The 22,113-nt window shown below is 33.1% G+C and carries 22 protein-coding genes; 9 read left to right on the forward strand and 13 right to left on the reverse strand.

Annotation, left to right across the window (positions count from 1 at the left end; translation table 11 throughout):
* Window positions 1-269 precede the first annotated feature (269 nt).
* Window positions 270-2,168, forward strand: coding sequence for an outer membrane protein assembly factor BamB family protein (locus JM658_RS00280; protein WP_236957228.1), 1,899 nt, complete (start codon window positions 270-272; stop codon window positions 2,166-2,168).
* A 47-nt stretch (window positions 2,169-2,215) separates the two neighbouring features.
* Here the strand turns inward: JM658_RS00280 and JM658_RS00285 are convergent, their stop codons facing one another.
* Genes JM658_RS00285 through mutY form a run of 5 tightly spaced genes read right to left on the reverse strand, consistent with a single transcriptional unit; the run spans window position 2,216 to window position 7,264 of the window.
* The gene (locus tag JM658_RS00285) at window positions 2,216-3,784 is read right to left on the reverse strand and encodes a hypothetical protein (protein ID WP_236957229.1); all 1,569 of its coding nucleotides are present in this window, start codon (window positions 3,782-3,784) and stop codon (window positions 2,216-2,218) included.
* 23 nt (window positions 3,785-3,807) lie between these two features.
* The gene (gene gldD / locus JM658_RS00290; protein WP_236957230.1) at window positions 3,808-4,365 is read right to left on the reverse strand and encodes a gliding motility lipoprotein GldD; all 558 of its coding nucleotides are present in this window, start codon (window positions 4,363-4,365) and stop codon (window positions 3,808-3,810) included.
* Window positions 4,362-5,681, reverse strand: a complete 1,320-nt coding sequence (locus JM658_RS00295; RefSeq protein WP_236957231.1) for a gliding motility-associated protein GldE — start codon at window positions 5,679-5,681, stop codon at window positions 4,362-4,364. The genes gldD and JM658_RS00295 overlap by 4 nt, the downstream gene beginning before the upstream one ends.
* A gap of 25 nt (window positions 5,682-5,706) precedes the next feature.
* Window positions 5,707-6,168 carry a single-stranded DNA-binding protein gene (locus JM658_RS00300; protein ID WP_236957232.1) on the reverse strand — a complete coding sequence of 154 codons (462 nt, stop codon included), beginning with the start codon at window positions 6,166-6,168 and terminating at the stop codon, window positions 5,707-5,709.
* 58 nt (window positions 6,169-6,226) lie between these two features.
* On the reverse strand, window positions 6,227-7,264 hold the full coding sequence (gene mutY / locus JM658_RS00305; protein WP_236957233.1) for an A/G-specific adenine glycosylase: 1,038 nt from the start codon (window positions 7,262-7,264) through the stop codon (window positions 6,227-6,229).
* Window positions 7,265-7,367: 103 nt separating this feature from the next.
* Between mutY and JM658_RS00310 the strand changes: the two genes are divergently transcribed.
* The 3 genes from JM658_RS00310 to JM658_RS00320 all read left to right on the forward strand — a co-directional run bounded on the left by JM658_RS00310 (window position 7,368) and on the right by JM658_RS00320 (window position 10,839).
* Entirely contained in the window at window positions 7,368-7,688 is a 321-nt protein-coding gene (locus JM658_RS00310; protein ID WP_280985323.1) for an HU family DNA-binding protein, read from the forward strand.
* A gap of 354 nt (window positions 7,689-8,042) precedes the next feature.
* Window positions 8,043-9,596 carry an Rne/Rng family ribonuclease gene (locus tag JM658_RS00315; protein WP_236957234.1) on the forward strand — a complete coding sequence of 518 codons (1,554 nt, stop codon included), beginning with the start codon at window positions 8,043-8,045 and terminating at the stop codon, window positions 9,594-9,596.
* Between the two features lie 190 nt (window positions 9,597-9,786).
* Window positions 9,787-10,839, forward strand: a complete 1,053-nt coding sequence (locus JM658_RS00320; RefSeq protein ID WP_236957235.1) for an NAD(P)-dependent alcohol dehydrogenase — start codon at window positions 9,787-9,789, stop codon at window positions 10,837-10,839.
* Window positions 10,840-10,897: 58 nt separating this feature from the next.
* On the opposite strand, the gene JM658_RS00325 is transcribed toward JM658_RS00320, so the two are convergent.
* The 4 genes from JM658_RS00325 to JM658_RS00340 are packed head-to-tail and all read right to left on the reverse strand — an operon-like array spanning window position 10,898 to window position 14,975.
* Window positions 10,898-11,965, reverse strand: a complete 1,068-nt coding sequence (locus JM658_RS00325) for a dipeptidase (RefSeq protein ID WP_236957236.1) — start codon at window positions 11,963-11,965, stop codon at window positions 10,898-10,900.
* 59 nt (window positions 11,966-12,024) lie between these two features.
* Window positions 12,025-13,128 carry a D-TA family PLP-dependent enzyme gene (locus JM658_RS00330; RefSeq protein WP_236957237.1) on the reverse strand — a complete coding sequence of 368 codons (1,104 nt, stop codon included), beginning with the start codon at window positions 13,126-13,128 and terminating at the stop codon, window positions 12,025-12,027.
* A 6-nt stretch (window positions 13,129-13,134) separates the two neighbouring features.
* The gene (locus JM658_RS00335; RefSeq protein WP_236957238.1) at window positions 13,135-13,596 is read right to left on the reverse strand and encodes a RidA family protein; all 462 of its coding nucleotides are present in this window, start codon (window positions 13,594-13,596) and stop codon (window positions 13,135-13,137) included.
* Between the two features lie 56 nt (window positions 13,597-13,652).
* Window positions 13,653-14,975 carry a gluconate:H+ symporter gene (locus JM658_RS00340; protein ID WP_236957239.1) on the reverse strand — a complete coding sequence of 441 codons (1,323 nt, stop codon included), beginning with the start codon at window positions 14,973-14,975 and terminating at the stop codon, window positions 13,653-13,655.
* A 166-nt stretch (window positions 14,976-15,141) separates the two neighbouring features.
* Between JM658_RS00340 and JM658_RS00345 the strand changes: the two genes are divergently transcribed.
* The 4 genes from JM658_RS00345 to JM658_RS00360 all read left to right on the forward strand — a co-directional run bounded on the left by JM658_RS00345 (window position 15,142) and on the right by JM658_RS00360 (window position 17,959).
* On the forward strand, window positions 15,142-15,768 hold the full coding sequence (locus JM658_RS00345) for a hypothetical protein (protein ID WP_236957240.1): 627 nt from the start codon (window positions 15,142-15,144) through the stop codon (window positions 15,766-15,768).
* Window positions 15,752-16,039 (forward strand): winged helix-turn-helix domain-containing protein, encoded by a 288-nt coding sequence (locus tag JM658_RS00350; protein WP_236957241.1) that lies wholly within the window; start codon window positions 15,752-15,754, stop codon window positions 16,037-16,039. Before JM658_RS00345 ends, JM658_RS00350 begins: the two co-directional genes overlap by 17 nt.
* A 52-nt stretch (window positions 16,040-16,091) precedes the next feature.
* The gene (gene creD, locus JM658_RS00355) at window positions 16,092-17,453 is read left to right on the forward strand and encodes a cell envelope integrity protein CreD (protein ID WP_236957242.1); all 1,362 of its coding nucleotides are present in this window, start codon (window positions 16,092-16,094) and stop codon (window positions 17,451-17,453) included.
* Between the two features lie 86 nt (window positions 17,454-17,539).
* Window positions 17,540-17,959 (forward strand): ribosomal maturation YjgA family protein, encoded by a 420-nt coding sequence (locus JM658_RS00360; RefSeq protein WP_236957243.1) that lies wholly within the window; start codon window positions 17,540-17,542, stop codon window positions 17,957-17,959.
* Here JM658_RS00360 and JM658_RS00365 read toward each other — a convergent pair.
* Window positions 17,949-19,049 carry an acyltransferase family protein gene (locus JM658_RS00365; protein WP_236957244.1) on the reverse strand — a complete coding sequence of 367 codons (1,101 nt, stop codon included), beginning with the start codon at window positions 19,047-19,049 and terminating at the stop codon, window positions 17,949-17,951. The two genes, JM658_RS00360 and JM658_RS00365, sit on opposite strands and share 11 nt — an antisense overlap.
* Before the next feature lie 131 nt (window positions 19,050-19,180).
* Between JM658_RS00365 and JM658_RS00370 the strand changes: the two genes are divergently transcribed.
* On the forward strand, window positions 19,181-19,654 hold the full coding sequence (locus tag JM658_RS00370; RefSeq protein WP_236957245.1) for a regulatory protein RecX: 474 nt from the start codon (window positions 19,181-19,183) through the stop codon (window positions 19,652-19,654).
* A 19-nt stretch (window positions 19,655-19,673) separates the two neighbouring features.
* On the opposite strand, the gene JM658_RS00375 is transcribed toward JM658_RS00370, so the two are convergent.
* From JM658_RS00375 to bioB, 3 genes are all read right to left on the reverse strand, one after another.
* Window positions 19,674-19,961 (reverse strand): YciI-like protein, encoded by a 288-nt coding sequence (locus tag JM658_RS00375; RefSeq protein ID WP_236957246.1) that lies wholly within the window; start codon window positions 19,959-19,961, stop codon window positions 19,674-19,676.
* An 8-nt stretch (window positions 19,962-19,969) separates the two neighbouring features.
* On the reverse strand, window positions 19,970-20,836 hold the full coding sequence (locus tag JM658_RS00380) for a cupin-like domain-containing protein (protein WP_236957247.1): 867 nt from the start codon (window positions 20,834-20,836) through the stop codon (window positions 19,970-19,972).
* A 127-nt stretch (window positions 20,837-20,963) separates the two neighbouring features.
* Window positions 20,964-22,064 carry a biotin synthase BioB gene (bioB, locus tag JM658_RS00385; protein ID WP_236957248.1) on the reverse strand — a complete coding sequence of 367 codons (1,101 nt, stop codon included), beginning with the start codon at window positions 22,062-22,064 and terminating at the stop codon, window positions 20,964-20,966.
* Window positions 22,065-22,113: the final 49 nt, after the last annotated feature.

The following is a 22,113-nucleotide window of genomic DNA, read 5'->3' on the forward strand; positions in this document are numbered from 1 at the left end:
TGTTATTTTATAAAGATAATACTTACAAAAAAGATTTCACAATAAAATAATTAATAAGAAAACACATAGAATAATTATCGTTTCGCATAAAATAAACCAACCCAATAAATAACTTTTAATACAAAATCAAAGCTAAGAGAAATATCTCCTTGATTAAAAATAAAACAACTTACCATTAAACCTTCACTACACATTTCATCCAATTCACATCAAAAAATAAATACCTTCCAATCTTTTTCCTATATTAGGCGTCGAATATAATCTAAATAATGATGAAAAAAACACTACTATTGCTCTGTTGTATATGCTTTATACAATTAATTCATGCCCAAAGAGAAGCCACTAAAACACTAGAATTCGAAAACTCCGTAGATGATTTATTAGTTGTTCCTTTTAATGGAATAACTGTAATATCTGATGGAGATAAAGTTTACGGATATGACCCTGAACAAGAAAAAATTATTTGGGAAAAAGAAGCTCCAAAACGTTCAGGTGTTGATATTGCAACTAATATTCTTCAATCAGGTCCTACAGGTATCGATATTACAAAATTTAATACTATAGAATCAACACCATTCGTTGAGAAATTTTTTGATGACCGTCTTTACGTTATTAATAGTTATGACGGAAAAGTACTTTTTTCTGCTGAAGGAAAAGCTAAATACTTCCAAGCAGAATATCTATTCGATGAAAATTCTTTTCTATTAAGAGGTGTAAATGGACAAGAACTTATTATCGCAAAATACAATATTCCAGAACAAAAATTTGATTGGCAAACTACAGTTTCTAATACATATGCCGAATGGTTACAGACAATTAACAAATTAGGAGGAGGTGAATCTGTTGGTGCTGGGGATCATTTAGAATATACAGATGACAAAATTTTTGCTCTAATTAAAAAACAATTCTTTGCATTAGACAAAGAAACTGGAGAATTAAAATGGAAAGTAGACCAAGGTGACGTTGACCACTTTAAAAGATCACTAGATGGTTCTAAAGTACTTACTGTTGAAACAAAAGGTCTCCTTGGTAATAAAAGTGATATAATGCTTTATGATGGAGAGACAGGAAAGCCCATGTGGAAATCTTCATTAACAACAAAGTACTTAGTTCTTTATGAAGATTGGCAAGACAAAATGCTACTAGCCCACTACAAAGGCTTCAATTTCTATGATTATAACACTGGTGAAAAGCTTTGGAAAAAAGATCCTAAAGGAAAAGGTATTAAAAATGTAATTCCAATTGGAACTGATTTCCTTTATGTATATGACGATGAGATGATGCTTATTGATAAAAACGGAGAAAAAGTGTGGAAAAAGGATGTTAAAATATCTGATGATGAAGAAGATCCTATTTATTTCCTTGAAAAAACTAAAAACGGACGTGTATTATACATAACAGCTACCTATGCCAATATGGTAGATTATAAGACTGGAGAAAAAATATGGAGAAAAAATTTGAAGTTGAACGAAAAACGACCAACTTTTGCTAAATACGATGAGAATTCAGGAAATTTTGTAGTTTATAACGATGAGGAACTATATAAATTTAATGAAAATAGTGTAGAGCGCCCAGAGCCTTATGCAGAAATGAAATTAAAGGATGAAAAAGACCTTACTAGCTTAGAGATTTTTCCTAATAATGTAACCATAACTGGATTAAGTGAAGTTGTAGGTGTTGACAATAACGGAAAAATTATTTTTCACAATAAATACAAGCAACCTGGAGAATTAGGAAGAAGATTAGGTAAAACAGGGATGATTATGGCTAGATTTGCGTTTAGCACACCTACACCAGGTATAGATTATGCAAAACCAACAATTTACCGAAGCCCTAATGGGAGTTTAGTTATTGATAATAGTTTACCTGTTGACATCTATAATAGTGCTGTTGATGCTATTAACAATGCAGGGTATATGGCTCAGGAAGCTGCTTACAACCTTGTTAAGGATAGATTTAATGCGCTACAAGAAACTAGTAAATATGCCCTAGTTTTTGCCAAAGGAGAAGAAGGGGAGCGCTTACTTATTAAAGTTGACAAAGAGACAGGAGAAGAGTTAGACAGAATCATCTTAAACAACGTGAAACCTATTTATGATGTAGATAGCGCTAGTGAAGATATATACTATAGCTTAAAAAATGAAGTGAGAATTTTTAAAGGAAAATAAAATATCCTAATCACTAAAAAAAAAGGAGGCTTTAAAGCCTCCTTTTTTTATTCACAGTAAACTACATCTTCGATAAAACTTCGGAGACTTGCTGTGTTGTTTTTATAATAGTTCTTATCGATTAACTCATTCACTTTAGAGCAAGAACCAGTAAACTTTTTAAGCTCATTTTTAAAGCCCATTAAAAACTTATAAGAACGGTTAGAGGAACCAACCTCATCATCATTTATAAAGAAAACAACTTCATCATTTTGAAAACTATACATAGAAAGATCATCCGTTTCAAACTCTTTTCTTACTAAATATTTCTCTGGAGATTTTGCTCTCGGGTTATTTTTATAAGAAATAAATTCTTTCTGAACATAAACATTATTTTCATCAAAAACTAGTTCCTTTATTTCAGAAGCATCAAATACCTTTAGCTTTAAATTGCCATTTACATCTGGTAAATAGACTTTCGCCTCCGCTCCTACATTCTCCAAATCACCATAATTCATATTTGCAATTAAAGTATCGTTTTTAGCAGTAACTAAATAAGCAAAACCGTCGAAATCACTAACTTCAAATTCAGAAAACTTCTCATCTATCTGAACTTCCATTCTCCTACTGTCTACCATATTTACAGATAGAATTTCCTCTAAATCTAATGCTTTCTCCCTTAAATTCTCTGCATCTCTTTCTCCATACTCTAACGGATAAATCATCTCTGCATATTTTATAGCCTCTTCAGGTAAATCCATATAATATGACAATACTGAAGCATTATAATAACATGCATACATCACTTTGCGTTCTCTTCTTGAATCTCCTTCTACTTGCCCAGCCATCTGCACAAAATCCTCCACAATTGGCTTCAAAGCATTTCTAGTCTGTTCAATAGGCATATCGTGAGTTACACTCTCCATAGCAGCTATTGTTTTTTCAAAAGCAGCTTTTTGTGGAACTGTTAATGGGTTTTTTTTAGAATCTAAAATCCATAAATATGAGTTTGTTTTATAAGGACGATAACCAAAAGTAGCGTTTATCAAATCATCCAACCTATAACTTACATTGTCAACAAAATTATAAAGTATATTTTCTTTTATCTCCTCTTTATTTACCTCATAATGAGTAAAAGCTTCCTTTTTTGAATTATAATAATCGGAAGCATACACCTCTGCTTTAGTAATATCATTGCCCATTTCCAAATCAAGAGGATTCTCAATAGTATACATAGCAGTAACGGCATATCTAAAAACATAGCGAAATATACGATAAGACCTTGTTACATTACCGTCATCATCTTTCTCTTCTACCAGCTTATCTTCTACTTTAAAAGACGCAGCATCAATTAAAAAATTTTTAAAATTAAGCTTAACAAAAACCTGAGGAGCTACTTCATCTCTTAAAAATCCACTTATTTGAATATCATTAGAAATAGCTGGTTCGGAAATAAAGCTATCGATATCTTCATCTGAAACTACAGAAACATTATAAGTTCTTTCGTTTTCATTTAGAATTGGGTTTGTAGGAAGCTTTACATAAGCAACAGGAAAATATTGTTTATCTATATCTGCTGCTTGCCCAGAAGACTTCCAAGCAAATAATAAGATCAATGGTAAAATAAAAAAGCGCATAATCTGGGGTAATTTAGTTAATGTTATTTCCAACGGATCGTTTCCATTATCTTTCTAATATCTTTTTCTATATACTGTGCAGCAGGTAACACAGAATCGTAATTAGGTTTGGTATTGAAATATAATGAGCCTGTTAAAAAATGTGAAGTGCTATCTGTAACATAAAATTGAGATGCTGAAGCCGCATTTCCTGTAACTAAATAAAACATCCCATATACTTTATTATCAACATTAATAAAAGGCTGTTCCTGGATGTTATCTGCTTTAGCAACATGCTCGTAGGTTAATTTTTGAGCATCTCTAAGTAACTTATTTAAATCATCACTTACAGGTTTGTAAGTAATGAATATACTAGCATTCATTTTAGGATAATTAACTGTAATTGCACAATTATCGCTCACTGATATTTCTGCTTCTTTATTTTTACTGAAAAAATAAGGACACGTATCCTTTATAGAAGTATAGGAAGCTTCTGGATATTCCAAACGAAGCATTCCCTTGGGTTTTGGAAGTGTTTCATCTCCGCAAGAGTACAATAAAACACTACTTATTAATAAACTAAGAAATATTTTTACTTTCAATTAAGTGTAACTTTTATCTGTTTGATTCGCTTTTTATCTAAAGCCTCAATAACAAATGTAATGTTATCAAAGACTATATTCTCACCTTTTTTAGGAAACCCCTTAGAAATCTCTAGCACAAAACCTGCAATAGTTTCCGACTCCCCTTTATTCTCTTCAAAAAGCGTTTCGTTATCTATATCTATTACTCTATAAAAATCTTTTAAAGCTGTTTTCCCTTCAAAAACATAATTATTCTCATCTAACTTAGAATACACAAGATTCTCATCATCAAACTCATCACTAATATCTCCTACAATCTCTTCTATAATATCTTCTAAAGTTACCAATCCAGAAGTTCCCCCATATTCATCTACAACTATAGCTAAATGATTTTTCATGTCCTGAAATTCCTTTAATAAATCATCCAACTTTTTATTTTCAGGAACAAAGTAAGGCTCTCTTTTTAAAGAAGCCCAATCGAAATCCTTTTTATCTAGATATGGAAGCAAGTCTTTTACATACAAAACCCCTGTGAAATTATCCATATTATCCTTATAAACAGGAATCCTAGAATATCCATTCTTGATAATTTCATCTACCACCTCTTGAAACTTCATTTCCTCATTCAATGCGAAAACATCAATTCTAGGCTGCATTACTTGGCGAGTATCTGTATTTCCAAAAGAAACTATTCCTTGTAAAATTTTCTGCTCCTCTACTGTAGTATCTTCTTCAGAAGTCAACTCTAATGCATGCGATAACTGGTCTACAGAAAAATTTGATTTTTGCTTCCCTAATTTTTCTTGTAAGAAAATAGTTATAGATCGCATCGGCATACTAAGCGGATAGAAAAGCGTATCCAAAACGCTTAAAGGATATGCCATAAAAGAGGCAAATTTCACTCGGTTTCTATTAGCATACACTTTTGGGAGAATCTCTCCAAATAGTAATATTAAAAATGTAGCTGCTACAACTTCTACAATAAAACGGATGTCTATTACACCAAGAATAGTTCCTTTTAAAGATCCAAAAAAGAAGGTCCCCAAGGAACTGAAGAGTAAAACAACAGCTATATTTATAAAATTATTTGCTACTAGAATGGTTGCCAATAGCTTCTTTGGCTTGTCGAGAAGTTTAACTATAATCTTTCCAACCGCTGTTTTACTATCTTCTGCCTCATTTACATCCGTTTGAGAAAGTGAGAAGAAAGCTACTTCTGCTCCAGATATAAGAGCAGAACATATGAGTAAAACAACTAAAACAATTAACTTAATAATTGACGTTGTGTCTATAATGAGAAAAAATGAAATTAAACTCGCGGGCTCCGGGTCCAATGCGTTGTGTTTTAGTTAATTTTAATTAAAATGGCAAATCATCCTCTTCGTTTGAAGGTGATGACTGCTCAACTTGCTGTTTATTCTGTGGAGTTGAACTACTTTGATTACTTCCTGAGGAAGCTTGAGAAGCTCCTCCAGCAGCGTCTCCTTTATTTGTTAAAAATGTGAAATCTGTTACCTGAATTTCCGTTGTGTAACGCATATTTCCATCTTCTCCCTGCCATTGTCTTGTTTTTAAACGACCTTCTACATAAACTTTATCACCTTTACTAAGGTATTTTTCACATACTTCTGCTGCTTTATTTCGAACAACTACATTATGCCATTCTGTATTAGAAACTCGTTCTCCAGTTTGTCTATTTGTGTAGGTTTCATTGGTCGCCAAAGGAAAACGTCCAATACTTCCTCCTCCTTCGAAATAATTCATTTTTACGTCATCTCCAAGGTGACCTATCAGCATTACTTTATTTAACGTTCCACTCATCTTATTATTTCTTAAAATCTAATTCGTTAATTTATAAATGTATTAAAAATAACTAAATCTAAAAACCAAAATCTTCAACAAAATTAGCAATTAACACAGGAACAGGATAATTCGTGACTTTATTGACAGAAATACCCTCTTCTAATACACTCTGCAAAGTTACAATCCAAAAACGAGTATATATATGCTGATGTGATAATTTATGAACTTTAGAGGTTTCATTAAACAAGCTAACCTCATAAGAGTGACCTTTTGTGATTTTCAAAAAAGCGTCATTAGTTTCCAATTCCTCAATATTTATTTCTGCTGAAGTTTCAATTAAAGGAAATTCATAAAGGTTACGCCAAATATCTTTTTCTACTCGCTGCTGAAGTATTGTTTTTTTATCATCAGTAATAACTAAATAATTAAAGAAACGCTTTTTAAGTTTTCCTTTTTTAAGTTTTACAGGAAGTTCCGACACTCTATCTTCTAAAAAGGCAACACATTTCTGCTGAAGATTACAAATCTCACAATTAGGAGATTGTGGCTTGCATTGTTTTGCTCCAAACTCCATAATCGCTTGATTATAGGTACCTGGATCTTTAACATCTAAAAGTTCTGCGGCTAAAGATTTAAAATATTTTATTCCTTCGGTGCTATTTATTGGCGTATCAACCCCAAAATATCTTGCCAGAACACGGTATACATTTCCATCTACCACAGGTTCGGGTTCATTAAAGCAAATTGAAGCTATTGCGCTTGCAGTATAATCTCCAATTCCTTTAAGTTTTTTTAGCTCTTTATAGTTATTTGGAAAGTCACCATTTAAGTCAAATGCGACTTTTTTTGCTGTTTCATGTAGATTTCTAGCTCTAGAATAGTACCCTAAACCCTGCCATAATTTTAAAATTTCTTCTTCTGAAGCATTTGCAAGGTCAAAAACTGAAGGATATTTTTCAACAAATTTTAAATAATAAGGCAAACCTTGCTCAACTCTTGTCTGTTGAAGCATAATTTCTGAAAGCCAGATATAGTATGGATTTTGAGTTGCTCGCCATGGCAAATCCCTTTTATTTTGACCATACCAAGTGATGATCACGCCTTTAAAATTCATACATTTTCGTATCAGATTCAAAAATAATAGCTTTATTCAGTTAAATTTTAATTATTTACACTTTATTTATTGGGTAATTAATTTATATATTTGCATCCCCTAAATTTATAACACTGTAAACAAATATAAAAAAATGACTAAAGCAGACATTGTAGCTAAGATTTCAGAGAAACTTGGCATGGAAAAGGGAGATGTACAGGCAACTGTAGAATCCTTTATGGAAGAGGTGAAAAACTCATTAGAAAGCGGTGATAATGTTTACCTAAGAGGTTTTGGTAGTTTTATCATCAAAACTAGAGCAGAAAAAACAGGAAGAAACATTTCTAAGAACACAACTATCAAGATTCCTGCTCACAATATCCCAGCTTTCAAACCCGCAAAAGTATTTGTAGAGGGTGTTAAAACAAGCGTAGAAGTAAAATAATTATTAATATAAAAAATTTAAGTCGATGCCAAGCGGTAAAAAAAGAAAAAGACATAAGGTAGCTACGCATAAGCGTAAGAAGAGAAGAAGAGCTAACCGTCACAAGAAAAAGTAGTTAGATAACTACTTTTTCTTTTTTAAGTGATTGTATACTCATTATACTAAACGTTCATTGAAAAAGAAATTAAATCTTAGCAAAAGCTAGGGTTAATTTCGTTGGGTTTATTCAAAAAAACCTGTAGTAAAAATTTATCTCACCATTAACTTGGTGAGAGAAATTTATTGTTTAATCCATCGGTTTTATAGTTTTTAGTTAATTCTAGAAGCTCTATGACAGATAAAAATTCATTCAGAGTGAATAAAGAATTAATCGTAAGATCTAGTTCCTCTGACGTTGATTTTGCCATATTAAAGGATGGAAAACTTGTTGAATTACACAAGGAAGAAGAAAGCAGTGACTTTTCCGTGGGGGATATTATGCTTGCAAAGGTGCGAAAGCCGGTTACCGGTTTAAATGCTGCTTTTGTAAATGTAGGGTACGAAAAAGATGCATTTTTGCATTACCACGATTTAGGTCCTCAATTGAGCTCCTTGTTGAAATTCATTAAACGTGTAAGCACAGGTAAACTAAAAGATTTCTCTTTAAGAGATTTCCCATTTGAAAAAGATATAGACAAGAATGGCATTATAAACAATGTTTTAAAAGCCAATCAATCTATACTAGTACAAATTGTAAAAGAGCCTATTTCCACTAAAGGACCAAGAATAAGTTCCGAGCTATCTATAGCTGGAAGGTATTTAGTATTGGTTCCTTTTTCTGATCGAGTTTCTGTTTCTCAAAAAATAGAAAGTAAAGAAGAAAAAGATCGTTTAAAAAGGCTTGTACAAAGCATCCGCCCAAAAGGGTTTGGTGTGATTGTACGTACAGTGGCAGAAGGCAAAAAAGTCGCCGAACTAGACAAAGATCTAAACAACCTGTTGACTAAGTGGACAGCGTTGTGCAAAAAAATTTATAAAGCGAACTATCCGTCTAAAGTTTTAAGTGAAATGAATCGTGCAGCCTCTATTTTAAGAGATGTATTTAACGATGACTTTACTGGAATCCATGTAGATGACGAAACGCTTTATTACCAAATTAAAGATTACTTGCATGAAATTGCGCCAGAAAAGGAATCTATTGTAAAATTGTATGATTCTTCTGTTCCTATTTTTGAAAAACATGGAATAGAAAGACAAATTAAAACTTCTTTTGGCCGAACCGTATCCTCAAGCAAAGGAGCTTATTTAGTAATAGAACACACAGAAGCATTACATGTTATTGATGTAAATAGCGGAAACCGTTCTAACAAAGCTAAATCTCAAGAAGACACAGCTCTAGAGGTTAATTTAATTGCAGCTACAGAAGTAGCCAGACAGTTAAGATTAAGAGATATGGGAGGTATTATTGTAGTCGATTTTATAGATATGTCTAATGCAGACAATCGAAGAAAATTATATGACCACCTAAGAGACGAAATGAAAGATGATAGAGCCAAACACAAAATCTTACCTCCAAGTAAGTTTGGACTCATACAAATTACAAGGCAACGCGTAAGACCAGAAATGAATATTAAAACCCGTGAGGAAAATCCTAACGGAAATGGTGGAGAAATTGAAGCTCCTATCGTTTTAATAAATAAAATAAATTTCGATCTAGAACGCATCATTCAAAGTAATAATGGAAATAATGGAATTGTATTAAATATACATCCCTTTATTGCCGCATATTTAACAAAAGGATTTCCATCCGCACGTTCTAAATGGTTTTTAGAACATAAAAAATGGGTTAAAATTTTACCAAGAGATGCTTACACATATCTAGAATACCGTTTTAAAGATAAAGACGGAAAAATTTTAAAGTTAAATTAACTTATTAAAACCACGCCAAGGCGTGGTTTTTTTGTTTACAATAAATTCTCTTAACAACTCAAAAAACATCTTCTTAAAAACATTTCCTATATTATTATTTTAACATTCATGTAGCAGAACTTAACATGTGTTAATTATATTCTCATCAATATTAAATAAATTGCATAAACTAACATAAAATCAAATTGTTATGAGTCAAGTTAAAGCATATGCTGCACTTACAAATGATGCAGATTTAGTTCCACATAAAATAGAACGTAGAAATATAAAAGATACAGATGTAAAAATTGAAATCGATTTCTGTGGCGTTTGTCATAGTGATATTCATCAAGTAAGAAACGATTGGAAGAACTCAAAATACCCAGTTGTTCCTGGACATGAGATTATAGGTAGAGTAACAGAAGTCGGATCTAAAGCAAACAACTTTAAAGTTGGTGATTTAGTAGGTGTAGGCTGCATGGTAGATTCTTGTAGAGAATGTGATTCCTGCAAAGAAAACCTAGAGCAATATTGCGAAAATGGAGCCACCTTTACATACAATGGAGTCGATAAAGATTTAGGAGGACATACCTTTGGAGGTTATTCTGAACAAATTATAGTAGATAAAGATTTTATACTTAAAGTTCCTGAAAATTTAGACACAAAAGCTGTAGCTCCTCTGCTTTGTGCCGGTATTACAACATGGTCTCCTTTAATAGAATGGAATGTCAAAAAAGGAGATAAAGTAGGTGTCATTGGTTTAGGCGGATTAGGACACATGGGAATAAAGTTTGCACACGCTCTAGGCGCCAAAGTTATTATGATTACAACGTCTCCATCTAAAGCAGAAGATGCCAAATCTCTAGGAGCAGATGACGTTCTAATCTCTAAAGATACAGAAGAGATGAAATCTCACGCTAATAGCTTTGACTTCATTCTAAATACTATCCCTGTAGGACATGATATAAATCCATATTTAGGACTTTTAAAGCGAGATGGAACAATGGTGTTGGTTGGAGCTATTGAACCAATAGACCCTGTTCACGGTGGCGCTTTGGTTACTGGAAGAAAACGTGTAGCTGGATCTCTAATTGGAGGTATTAAAGAAACCCAAGAGATGTTAGATTTCTGTGGAGAGCATAATATTGTTTCTGATGTAGAAATGATCGACATCCAAAATATCAATACAGCTTTTGACCGTGTTGTAAAATCAGATGTGAAATACCGCTTTGTAATTGATATGAAATCTTTAAAAGAAGCTTAAGTTTCATAGCTCTTTTAAACTACCAAAAGCCTTGCTAAAAATAGTAAGGCTTTTATTTTTAGCTCCAAACGCTTCTAATAAACCTTAAAAAATTACCATTCATAATTCCTTCAATATCTTTTTCTGAATATCCTCTAGCTTCTAACATTTTTGGTATTTTTTGAAGATCTGCAATAGTATCCAAATCGTGTGGCGATTGTTCTAAACCAAAACCTCCATCAAGATCAGAGCCAATTCCAACCTGAGTTGCATTTCCTGCTAGCTGACAAACATGATCAATATTATCTATAATTTGCTTTAAAGAAGCATCCATACTTTTAGGAGTAGATTTACCACGCACCCAATTCGGAACCATCATCCAAGTATCCATTACCACTCCAATTACAGCATTTCTTCCTAACAATTCCTTGATTTGTTCATCCGAAAACTGTCGGTTATGGTCTACCAAAGCTCTACAGTTATTATGACTCGCCCAAACAGGTCCGTTATAAACTTCCATAGCCTCCCAAAAACTTTGATCGCATAAATGCGTAGCATCTAAAATAAGGTTTAGCTTTTCTATTTCTCTAAGCAATTCCTTTCCATTCTCTCCAATTCCTCCAACAGAGTCTGTACCAAATGCATAAGTTCCTGGTCCATAATGAGCCGGACCAATAGCCCGTAATCCATAAGCATGAGCCTTATGTAAATGCTCCATAGAAACTATGGAATCTGCTCCTTCTAGACTTAAAATATAACCAATTGTTTTTTTATAATCATCTGTAGTATTCCAATATTCCAAATGAGCATCCAACCCATTAACTTCTGTAATCTGCTTCATTTCCCCCAAAGCTTCCATCTCCTTATACCACGCTAATTGTGCTTGCGTATGCGCCCATGCCTGTTGTGGAGAATTCCATCCCGGTAAAGGATTTGCCTTTTTTACATAACGCGCAATTTGCGTGGCTACACACAACCCTACATTTCCTTTTCTCATAGCATCCAAAGAAACCGTATTTTGACCTCTCCCCGGTAAGTCTGTCATCCCTTTTTCGTAATCACGAATTTCTTCGACAGACCATCTTAAATCTCGGTTCCAATCTATAGAATTCATAGAAAGATCTAGGTGTGCATCAAGTATAAACATATTTTTATTTTGAATATTGAATTATAAATATTGCCCTTAAAAAGGCTTTTAAAAGATGGTTAAATAGTTATTTTCTGATTCCTCGCTACAACTTCCCATGTTTTAGCAACAACATTATTTTCGACCACTTGAAGCTCTTGATATTTAGCAACTGTAGGGCAAATATGCATCGGAAGTGCATAAAAAATATCTCCCACTTTATAAGCATCCGAATTATTGGTATGGACTACAAAATGCTCTTCACTCTGACCGATCTGCTCAAAATCGTCAGTGTTTAAAAACTTTACTCTTGGAAAATTCATTTCTGAAGCCAAAGATTTGTGCCCTAAATCTAAACAAAGAACTCCATCAGAAGGCTTACTTATTATACGAGTAACTAAAACTGCTGCGTGAAGCATTTCCATATCTGGAAATAAATCTCCGTAACCAGCATCCCAAAGCAATGTCGTTCCGGGACTTAAATCAACTTCTTCTCTTAATGCATGTACAGGAAATGTTGGCGATCCACCAGCAATAATATTCTTCACATGCAAACCTTCCCCTTCTAACTTTTCTTTCAACAATAAAACTTTTTCAAAAGCCTCGTCACAAGTATCCTTTCTAACTTGAAATTCAGAATACCTGATATGTCCATCATACACATGAAATCCTTCAGCAATAATATTATCAGCTTCAAGAAGCAATTTAAAGAGCTTACACGCATTTTCATCTGGCTTTACTCCTGTTCTATTCATCCCTACATTTACATCCAACCAGAGAGAAACTTTTATACCTTTTTCAATTGCGACTTTATTTATTTTCTGAATAATAACACCATCATCTACAATCGTTGAAAACTGTGAATTCGGATACTTTTCCTTCAGTTGAAAAAAACGATTTATATTTTCAGCAACAGGTTGCATTGCTAAAAGCACTTCCTTAGCATTACATTTTGCTAATAATTCTGCTTCAGCAATAGTAGCACATTTAAATTTATTAATCCCAACTTGCTGCTGAAGCTTAATAATTTGTGCAGTTTTATGAGTTTTTATATGAGGCCGCAGTCGATTAACATCACCAGAAATATCAATCATTCGTTGAATGTTCAATTTAATTCGCTCTGGATACACTAATAAAGCTGGTGTTGCAATTTTATCAATATTAGAAATTTCGTACCAATTCATAATTTTCTATTTATGAAGTTCGAACATTGCTTCTATTTCTGCAGGAATATTATCTGGGAGCATCATTCCTACAGCACTTCTTACACCAATTCCGTGCTCTGTACCAAAGATTTCTGCCATTAACTCACTAAATCCATTAATCACCAAAGGGTGTTTTCTAAACTCAGGTGTACAATTTACCATTCCTAATACTTTTACAACACGTTTTATACGATCGATATCGCCAAAATGCGTTTGAACTGTAGAGAGCATTGTAAGCGCTACTTGTCGAGCAGCGGCATAACCATCTTCTAAATCAATATCATCTCCCACTCTTCCAAACATCAAACTCCCATCGGTATTTACAGGGCCTTGTCCCGAAACATATAAAAAGTTATCTACCACTAAAATCGGTCGATATACCCCCGCTGGTTTTGGTGCTGGAGGAAGTATTAATCCTAATTCTTTTATCTTTTCTGAAGGTTTCATTTATGTTATTTTATAACATCACACAGACTATTCATGCGACTAATTATACATTTCACTTAAACAAACATATTCAATACTAAAACACCAATTAATCCCATTACTCCAACGGTCGTTTCCATGACCGTCCATGAGGAAAGTGTCTCTTTTACTGAAAGATTAAAATATTCTTTAAATAGCCAAAAGCCACTATCATTTACATGAGAAAGCATTAAACTCCCTGAGCCTATTGCTAGCACCATCAATTCTGCATTCACACCATCTGCTTGTGCTAAAGTAGATACAATTCCTGCAGTTGTTAAACCAGCCACAGTAGCAGAACCTACACAAACGCGAATCACAGTAGCAATAAGCCACGCTAATAGTAAAGGTGATAAACTTGAATCTTTTATTAAGTCGGCTATATAATCGCTTACACCACTATCTACAAGAATTTGCTTTAACGCCCCCGCACCTGCAATAATTAAAAGCACCATTGTAATACTAGAAATTGAAGCCGTTAGCGAATCCATCACCTCTGGCATTTTCTTCCCTCTAGCAAGTCCCAACGTATAAATAGCAGTTAATACAGTAATTAACATCGCAATAACAGGGTTTCCTAAAAAAGCTAAAATCTTAGAAATAAGAAGGTCTTCATCCAAAAAATGATTCGCAATTGTAGAAGCTCCTATTAAAATGACGGGTAATAAGGCTGTAAGAATACTCACACTCATACTCGGCATTTGATCTTCCTTTAAAATCACAGGATTATAAAATTCTTTAAGCGGAGTAGCATTTATATTTTTTATAAGTTTTGTCCTAGAAAGTAGTGGTCCAGCTACAATAATTGCAGGAATAGCGATAATAATTCCATACAATAAAGTTTTACCAATATCTGCATTAAACTGATTAGCTATCGCAGTTGGCGCAGGATGTGGCGGTAAATAACCATGTGTTACAGATAAGGACGCCAACATTGGCAACCCAACATAAAGCAAAGGCACTCCTGTAGAAACAGCAACTGTAAAAACTAATGGAATCAAAATCACAAAACCAACAGAATAAAACATTGGGATTCCAACGATAAAACCTGTTAGCATTACTGCCCACTGGATATTTTTACGACCAAATTTATCAACTAGCTTCGCTGTTATTTGTTGTGCTGCGCCACTATCGGCAACTAGTTTTCCAAGCATTGCGCCAAGGCCTAGAATAAGCACTAAAAACCCTAACGTATTACCAATTCCATTCTGTATGGAATCTACTACAGTTAAAAGATCCATTCCTCCTGCGATTCCTACAAATAAGGAAACGATTATAAAAGAAAGAAAAGCATTGAGTTTAAATTTGACAATCAGTAAAAGGAGTAGCAGTATTCCTAATAGAACAATTAATAATGGCATTGGTTGGCGGTAATTTAGTGGTTGTTAATCGGTTCAAAAAAATTAAACCTTTCGAAGATAATAAAAATATTAAAGCCTCCACTTTAAGTTTTAAAAATCATTTTTTATCATTTGTCTTTGAAAATAGAAAATTTTATATTTACTTTGTTTTTCAAAGTACTTTAAAATGAATAAAAAAGATTACTTAAAAGATATCACCGAAATTAAAGATATGATGAATCGCTCTTCACGATTTATCTCTCTGAGCGGTTTATCAGGAATATTTGCTGGACTTTATGCTATCATCGGCGCGTTTATTGGTTATTACTTCCTATTCCCTGCTCCTGGTGAAAAACTATATGTATATAGCAAAAATTTTAACTGGTTAATCATTTTACTTGCAGCTATTGCTATTTTAAGCTTTGTAACAGCCTTATTATTAACCACTAGAAAAGCTAAAAAGAATGACGAAAAAATTTGGGATCCAACGACCCGAAGATTACTAATCAATTTTCTAATCCCATTAGTAACTGGGGGTATTTATATTTTAATTAAGCTAAATAGTCAGCATTACGGATTAACGGCATCACTCATGCTTATTTTTTACGGCCTCGCTTTGGTTAATGCTTCAAAGTATACGGTAGGAAATATAAAATACTTAGGTTATGCCGAAATTATAGCAGGATTGCTTTGCGCTGCTTTACCAGGATATGGATTATGGTTTTGGATTATAGGCTTTGGATTTTTTCACATTATCTACGGAAGTATTATGTTTGTTGAGGAAAAAAAGAATCGCATTGGGAATAATAGATAATATAAATAAGCTTTTTGATCATCGTGTGCGACTAGGTATTATGTCTATCTTAGTTGTGAACGATAATGCCGATTTTAACCGATTAAAAGAGCTTTTAGGTGTTACCGATGGAAATTTAGCTAGCCATCTTAAAGCGCTTGAAAAAGCTGAGTATATTTCCGTAGAAAAAACTTTTGTAGGTAGAAAACCCCATACTAATTATAATGCTACTAAAATTGGGAAACTTGAATTTAAAAAACACATCGAAGCGCTCGAGAAATTAATCAATTAATATTTTTTTAATCATTTACTTTGAAATTCAAAGTACTTTAATAAATACAAAAATGGAACAAAAAAGAAATAGAATAACAACATGGTTACGAGAATCAATAACAGCTAGAATGGGAGTTGTAGGCTTTTTATTATTGATATTACTAATCCCTTTATCTTTTGTGCAAAATCTCATCGAAGAACGAGGTTACAGACAAGAAAATGTGGTACGAGAAATTAATAGCAAATGGGGAGATGAAGTATTATTATCTGGAGCAATTTTAAAAGTACCTTATAAAAAAATCTCTAAGGTTACCTTCTTCAATGAAAAAACAAATCAGAACGAGCAACAAATAAATGAGCGCATAACATATGCTTATTTCTTTCCAGACGATTTGAATATAAACTCTAAAGTAACAACAAAACCTCTCAATCGGAGTATTTATAAATCTGTGGTTTATACTACTGATATTAATGTAGATGGAAGTTTTCCTAAGATCGATTTTTCAAAAGAAAGTATTTCAGAAGAAAACATTCTTTGGGACAAAATAACATTACTTATTCAAACTTCAAACCTAAAAGGAATAAGGAATTCAGCTGTTATAAAATTAGAAAATGATGAACTTGCTATGACCCCTATTTACAAACCCAATACTCAAAATACACTTCAGCTAAATAGTATTGAAAGTGAACCTCTAAAAAATGCAAAAGCTATTATTGAAAAGGATACAAATTTCAAGTTTAATCTAACTGTTAATGGGAGTCAGTCTTTAAAATTTATTCCAATTGGCAAGACTACTAATGCTAAAATGGAATCCAACTGGGCTTCACCGAGTTTTGACGGCATGTTCTTACCAGAAGATGGATCGAGAGAAATATCTGAAAATGGTTTTAAAGCTTCTTGGAAAGTTCTTCAAATAAACAGACAATTTGAACAGGAATTTTACGGAAACTTGCCTGATCTGAGAGAATTTGCATTCGGAACAAATTTGATTATTCCTGTTAGCGAATATGCTAAAAGTGAGCGAGCTTCAAAATATGGAATCTTAGTAATAGGACTAACATTATTGGTTTTTCTACTAATACAATTGGTTAGCAAAATATACATTCATCCGTTTCAATATGTCATGATAGGTTTAGCATTAATAATGTTTTATACATTATTAATTTCCATTTCAGAGCATAGTAGCTTCCTTAAAGCATATATAATTGCGGCGGCATCAGTTTTAGCACTTATTACGCTCTATTCTAAAACAATACTGAACGGGTATAAATTTGCTTTAATGATTGGAGGCTCTCTTTTGTGCCTTTATGGATTCATCTATGTAATTATACAATTAGAAGACTATGCATTACTCGTAGGTAGTATCGGGTTGTTTTTAATTCTAGCTTTCGTAATGTTCTTTTCAAAAAAAATTGACTGGAATAACAGCTAAAAGTAATTAATAGCATCTAGCGAAATTACTCCGCTAGATGCTATAACTTTTTAAATGGATAATTTTAAATAGCACACTTGGCAACCATGAAGATTTTTAAATTCAATTCAAAACATCTTTTTATATTTCTCTTACTATTTCAGATTGAGGTATGCATTGCTTTATACATTCAGCAAGAATTCATTAGAGGTTTTTTAGGCGATGTACTTGTAATCCCACTCCTATATTCTTTTTTTAAAATGTTTATAAACACCAAAAACAATAAACCTGAAGTAAGTCTAGAACCATCAGAAAAATATAATAAAACCAATTATAAAATAGCTGCCATTGTATTATCGATAGCCTTTTTGATAGAATTTCTTCAGCTTATAAAAATCATAGATTTACTAGAAATCCAAAATAAAATTGCAAGAATTATAATTGGCTCTACTTTCGATATCCTAGATCTCATTGCTTATTTAATAGGCTATATAATCACCTTAATAGCTATAAGGTTTAAACTTTAATATAAATCTTCTTTTTATCCATAAAATAGGCGATTCCCCAAAGTATCATTGCAAAAACTAATGCAAACATTAAAGACCCAAAACGATTCCCCATCCAAGACATAAATAGATTTTGTGCAATCCACCCATAAGCAGAAGTACCATCTATAGAAAAAGTAAGAAGCAATGTTGCAAATGCTCCTGAAAGGATGTAAATAAAAAGTGGATTTTTACCTAAAACCTCAAAGAAAGATGTCCAGCTTCTTTTATTCAAAATTTCAATAATGTACACTAAAACAGCTATCACCATTAAGTCAATTCCAACCGTTAATAAAACATAAGAGCTGGTCCATAGTTTTTTATTTATAGGTAATAATAAATCCCATCCCAATGCTATAAATATTAATAATGCACCAACCATCATTAACTTTGCAATGGTTTCAAAATTCTTACCATTTTTTTGAAGAAAAGCACCAGCAAAATAACCTGCAATTACATTCACAATAGCTGGTAATGTACTTAAAACACCTTCTGGATCAAACGGAAAACCTTCTCCTTTATACATATGAGAAGGACCAATAAGCCATAAATCTGCCTTTATAGCTGCATTCCCTTCCATTGTAAGATCACCAAACAAAAGCAAAATTACATGGTATCCCACTAAGGCTATAATACTAAATATAAATGCTCCTTTTGCCTTCCAATAATGCAGAATCAAAGCAGCAAAACAATAACATAAAGCAATCCGTTGGAGAACACCAAAGATTCTAGTTTCAGAAATTGGTTTTAACTCGCCATCTTTAAAAAATGGGAACCAATACAATAAAAAACCTATTAAAAATATAAGAAACGTTCGTTTAAAAACTTTCTTTAAAAAAGCAGAATCTCCAATCTCTTCAAACTTTTTCAAACTAAAACTCATAGCATTCCCTACTACAAATAAAAAGGTTGGGAAAACTAAATCGGTCAGTGTAAATCCATTCCAGTGTGCGTGGTGTAATGGCTTGTAGATATAACTCCAAGAACCTGGAGTATTAACTATTATCATTAAAAAAAGAGTGAGTCCTCTAAATACATCTAACGATAAATAGCGTTCTTTAATTTGTTTCAAAATTGGTTGGTTTAAGAATAGGGTACTAAAGGTAAAATATTTTTTTAACTATAAAACATTAGTTTTCAAGATGATTTCTACAATTCATAATTACACACATTTAAGTTTATGTTTTTTCGTTACTTTACACCATGGATAACGCCAAATCATATACCGTAGAAGAAGCCATGCGAAAGCTAGAGAGCTATTGTGCTTACCAAGAGCGTTGCCATTATGAGGTAAATCAAAAATTGCGACAAATGAATATGATTCCTATTGCAATCGATACAATTATATCTCATCTTATTGAACATAACTTTTTAAATGAAGAGCGCTTTGCTAAAAGTTTTACAAGAGGAAAATTCAAAATAAAAAAGTGGGGTAAAAATAGAATCCTACGAGAATTAAAATACCGTCAAATTTCGAGGTTTAATATTCAAACTGCCTTGAAAGAGATTTCTGATGATGAATATTACGAAACTTTTAATGCCCTTGCAGAAAAAAAAGCTGCACAGGTAACAGAGAAAAATCCTTATAAGAAAAAGAAAAAAATTGCTGATTACCTCTTATATCGCGGTTGGGAATCACATTTAGTTTACGAAAAGGTCAATGAATTGGTTTCTTAGATTTGGTGATTAAACACAATTAGCCCTCCATACTATTTACAACCACATTCCATTTTCTAACTGTCCATTCTTCAATCAGTCCATTTTGCACATACGGATCGTTTTCAGCAAAGCTTCTGGCTACCTCATCACTTTCAGACATAAAAACTAACAATGCCTCATCTGCGGGATTATCCAAAGCTCCAGCCAATACTAATTGTCCGTTTTTAGCATATTCTTTGGCCAACAACAAATGTTCAGCCCTATATTTTGGACGTTCTTCTAGGTAGTTTTTTACAGTCTTGTAAGAAAGTATATAATAATTCATATTAAAACTTAAGAATCTATTCCCAATTCCTGGTGTGTTTTGGTAATCGCACGCTCATTCTTTTTATCAATCCAATCCTGACCTTTAATCTTACGCATCATATTATCATAATTACGCATTACAAAAACGTTATACGTTGCTTTAAAAAGATTAGATGCCTTTTTAGGAAGTGAGCGTAAACTCATAGAAAAACCAGGAGTTTCATATTTCATATAATGCCAATATCCTTCAGGCATATATAACATTTCTCCATGATTTAAATGTGTAATATAACCTTCAGCCGACTTTAATGCTGGCCATTTTTCGTAATCTGGATTATCAAAATCTATATCCTCACGAGAAATTAAAGAGTGAGGTACTTTATACATATATTTAGTTTGGTCTGGCGGAAATATCATACATTGTTTCTTTCCGTGGAAATGGAAATGTAGAATATTAGAATAGTCAATATCAAAATGCATAAACACCTTACTATTTTCACCACCAAAGAATAGCATTGGGAGTTGCTTCACTAATTTTATACCAATGTCTGGCCACTTAAAATCTTTCTGTAAAGCTGGCACTTCCTTCATAAGGTTATAAAGAAAAATACGATAATTTGTAGGTTTAGATTCCAGCAACTTTATATACTCACTCATCTTCATTTTTGCATGAGGTTCATTAAAACCATCTTCATGCGTAACGGGACGATCATCATATAAAGGAACAATTTTATCTCCCGCTACTTCATCTATATAATTAAGATGCCACTTTTTATATGCAGGCCAATCTTCTGTTAATTGCTCAATTACTACAGGCTTTTGTGGCTTTACATAATTTTTTATAAAGTCGTCCTTTGTGATCGTTTTTAAACGAGGAATTTCTTTTAAGTGCATAAAAATAACTTGAAATAAACTGTATAAAAGTACGAATTGTTTGTAATTATAGCATAAAAAATACCATATTTACAAACAATTCGTATAATTTACATCATTACGATGCTCTCCTTCAATATCTTAAAAACTATACGGTCTTAGCTTTTTTTGCTAGTTCCTTTGCAGATTCATTTTTCTCAATGGTATGCCCAGGACGTGACCACTTTGGCTTTTCTCCTAAAGGCTTAAATTGTGACTTTTCTGCATCTACAGAATCTGGTTGTGCCTTTTTTACAAAAGGCTTTTGTGGATTTAAACCTAACATTTTAAACATTTCCATATCCTCATTTACATCAGGATTAGGTGTAGTTAGTAATTTATCTCCAGCAAAAATAGAATTCGCACCAGCAAAGAAGCACATTGCTTGCCCCTCTCTACTCATTTGCGTTCTTCCAGCAGATAAACGTACCTGTGTTTTCGGCATTATAATTCGAGTTGTTGCCACCATTCTAATCATATCCCAAATTTCTACAGGCTTCTCCTCTTCCATTGGAGTACCTTCTACAGCTACCAATGCATTTATTGGGACTGATTCTGGTTGCGGACTCAAAGTAGAAAGTGCAACTAACATCCCTGCACGGTCTTCTAATTTCTCTCCCATTCCAATAATTCCACCGCTACAAACTGTAACATTCGTTTTTCTAACGTTGTCTATAGTTTGCAATCTATCTTCATAACCTCTCGTAGAAATCACCTCTTTATAATACTCCTCAGAAGTATCTAAATTATGATTGTAAGCGTAAAGTCCTGCTTCTGCCAAACGTTGTGCTTGGTTTTCGGTAATCATTCCTAGCGTACAACAAACCTCCATTTCAAGTTTATTAATGGTACGAACCATTTCTAAAACTTGATCAAATTCTGGTCCATCTTTTACATTTCTCCACGCTGCTCCCATACAAACGCGTGAACTTCCAGACGCTTTTGCTCGTAAAGCTTGTGCTTTTACATGCGGTACCGTCATCAAATCGTTCCCCTCAATATCTGTATGGTAACGGGCTGCTTGCGGGCAATACCCACAATCTTCTGGGCAACCTCCCGTTTTTATAGACAACAACGTAGACACCTGTACCATATTTGGATCATGGTGTTCTCTATGCACAGTTGCTGCCTCATACAACAACTCCATTAATGGCTTGTTGTAAATCTCTAAAATCTCTTCTTTTGTCCAGTTATGTCTTATCTCAGTCATAAAAAATATATTTGGGGCTTCTCCAGACATGCTATGTCTAGAGCCGGGC

The sequence above is a fragment of the Joostella atrarenae genome (assembly GCF_021764745.1).
GTDB lineage: Bacteria > Bacteroidota > Bacteroidia > Flavobacteriales > Flavobacteriaceae > Galbibacter > Galbibacter atrarenae.

Coding starts and splice junctions, on each gene's coding strand:
- JM658_RS00370 (WP_236957245.1), top strand. CDS start 19,181: ATGGATAACGCCAAATCATATACCGTAGAAGAAGCCATGCGAAAGCTA.
- JM658_RS00360 (WP_236957243.1), top strand. CDS start 17,540: ATGAAGATTTTTAAATTCAATTCAAAACATCTTTTTATATTTCTCTTA.
- creD (WP_236957242.1), top strand. CDS start 16,092: ATGGAACAAAAAAGAAATAGAATAACAACATGGTTACGAGAATCAATA.
- JM658_RS00320 (WP_236957235.1), top strand. CDS start 9,787: ATGAGTCAAGTTAAAGCATATGCTGCACTTACAAATGATGCAGATTTA.
- mutY (WP_236957233.1), bottom strand. CDS start 7,264: ATGAATTTTAAAGGCGTGATCATCACTTGGTATGGTCAAAATAAAAGG.
- JM658_RS00335 (WP_236957238.1), bottom strand. CDS start 13,596: ATGAAACCTTCAGAAAAGATAAAAGAATTAGGATTAATACTTCCTCCA.
- JM658_RS00285 (WP_236957229.1), bottom strand. CDS start 3,784: ATGCGCTTTTTTATTTTACCATTGATCTTATTATTTGCTTGGAAGTCT.
- JM658_RS00345 (WP_236957240.1), top strand. CDS start 15,142: ATGAATAAAAAAGATTACTTAAAAGATATCACCGAAATTAAAGATATG.
- JM658_RS00325 (WP_236957236.1), bottom strand. CDS start 11,965: ATGTTTATACTTGATGCACACCTAGATCTTTCTATGAATTCTATAGAT.
- JM658_RS00280 (WP_236957228.1), top strand. CDS start 270: ATGATGAAAAAAACACTACTATTGCTCTGTTGTATATGCTTTATACAA.
- JM658_RS00380 (WP_236957247.1), bottom strand. CDS start 20,836: ATGCACTTAAAAGAAATTCCTCGTTTAAAAACGATCACAAAGGACGAC.
- bioB (WP_236957248.1), bottom strand. CDS start 22,064: ATGACTGAGATAAGACATAACTGGACAAAAGAAGAGATTTTAGAGATT.
- JM658_RS00300 (WP_236957232.1), bottom strand. CDS start 6,168: ATGAGTGGAACGTTAAATAAAGTAATGCTGATAGGTCACCTTGGAGAT.
- JM658_RS00330 (WP_236957237.1), bottom strand. CDS start 13,128: ATGAATTGGTACGAAATTTCTAATATTGATAAAATTGCAACACCAGCT.
- JM658_RS00340 (WP_236957239.1), bottom strand. CDS start 14,975: ATGCCATTATTAATTGTTCTATTAGGAATACTGCTACTCCTTTTACTG.
- JM658_RS00375 (WP_236957246.1), bottom strand. CDS start 19,961: ATGAATTATTATATACTTTCTTACAAGACTGTAAAAAACTACCTAGAA.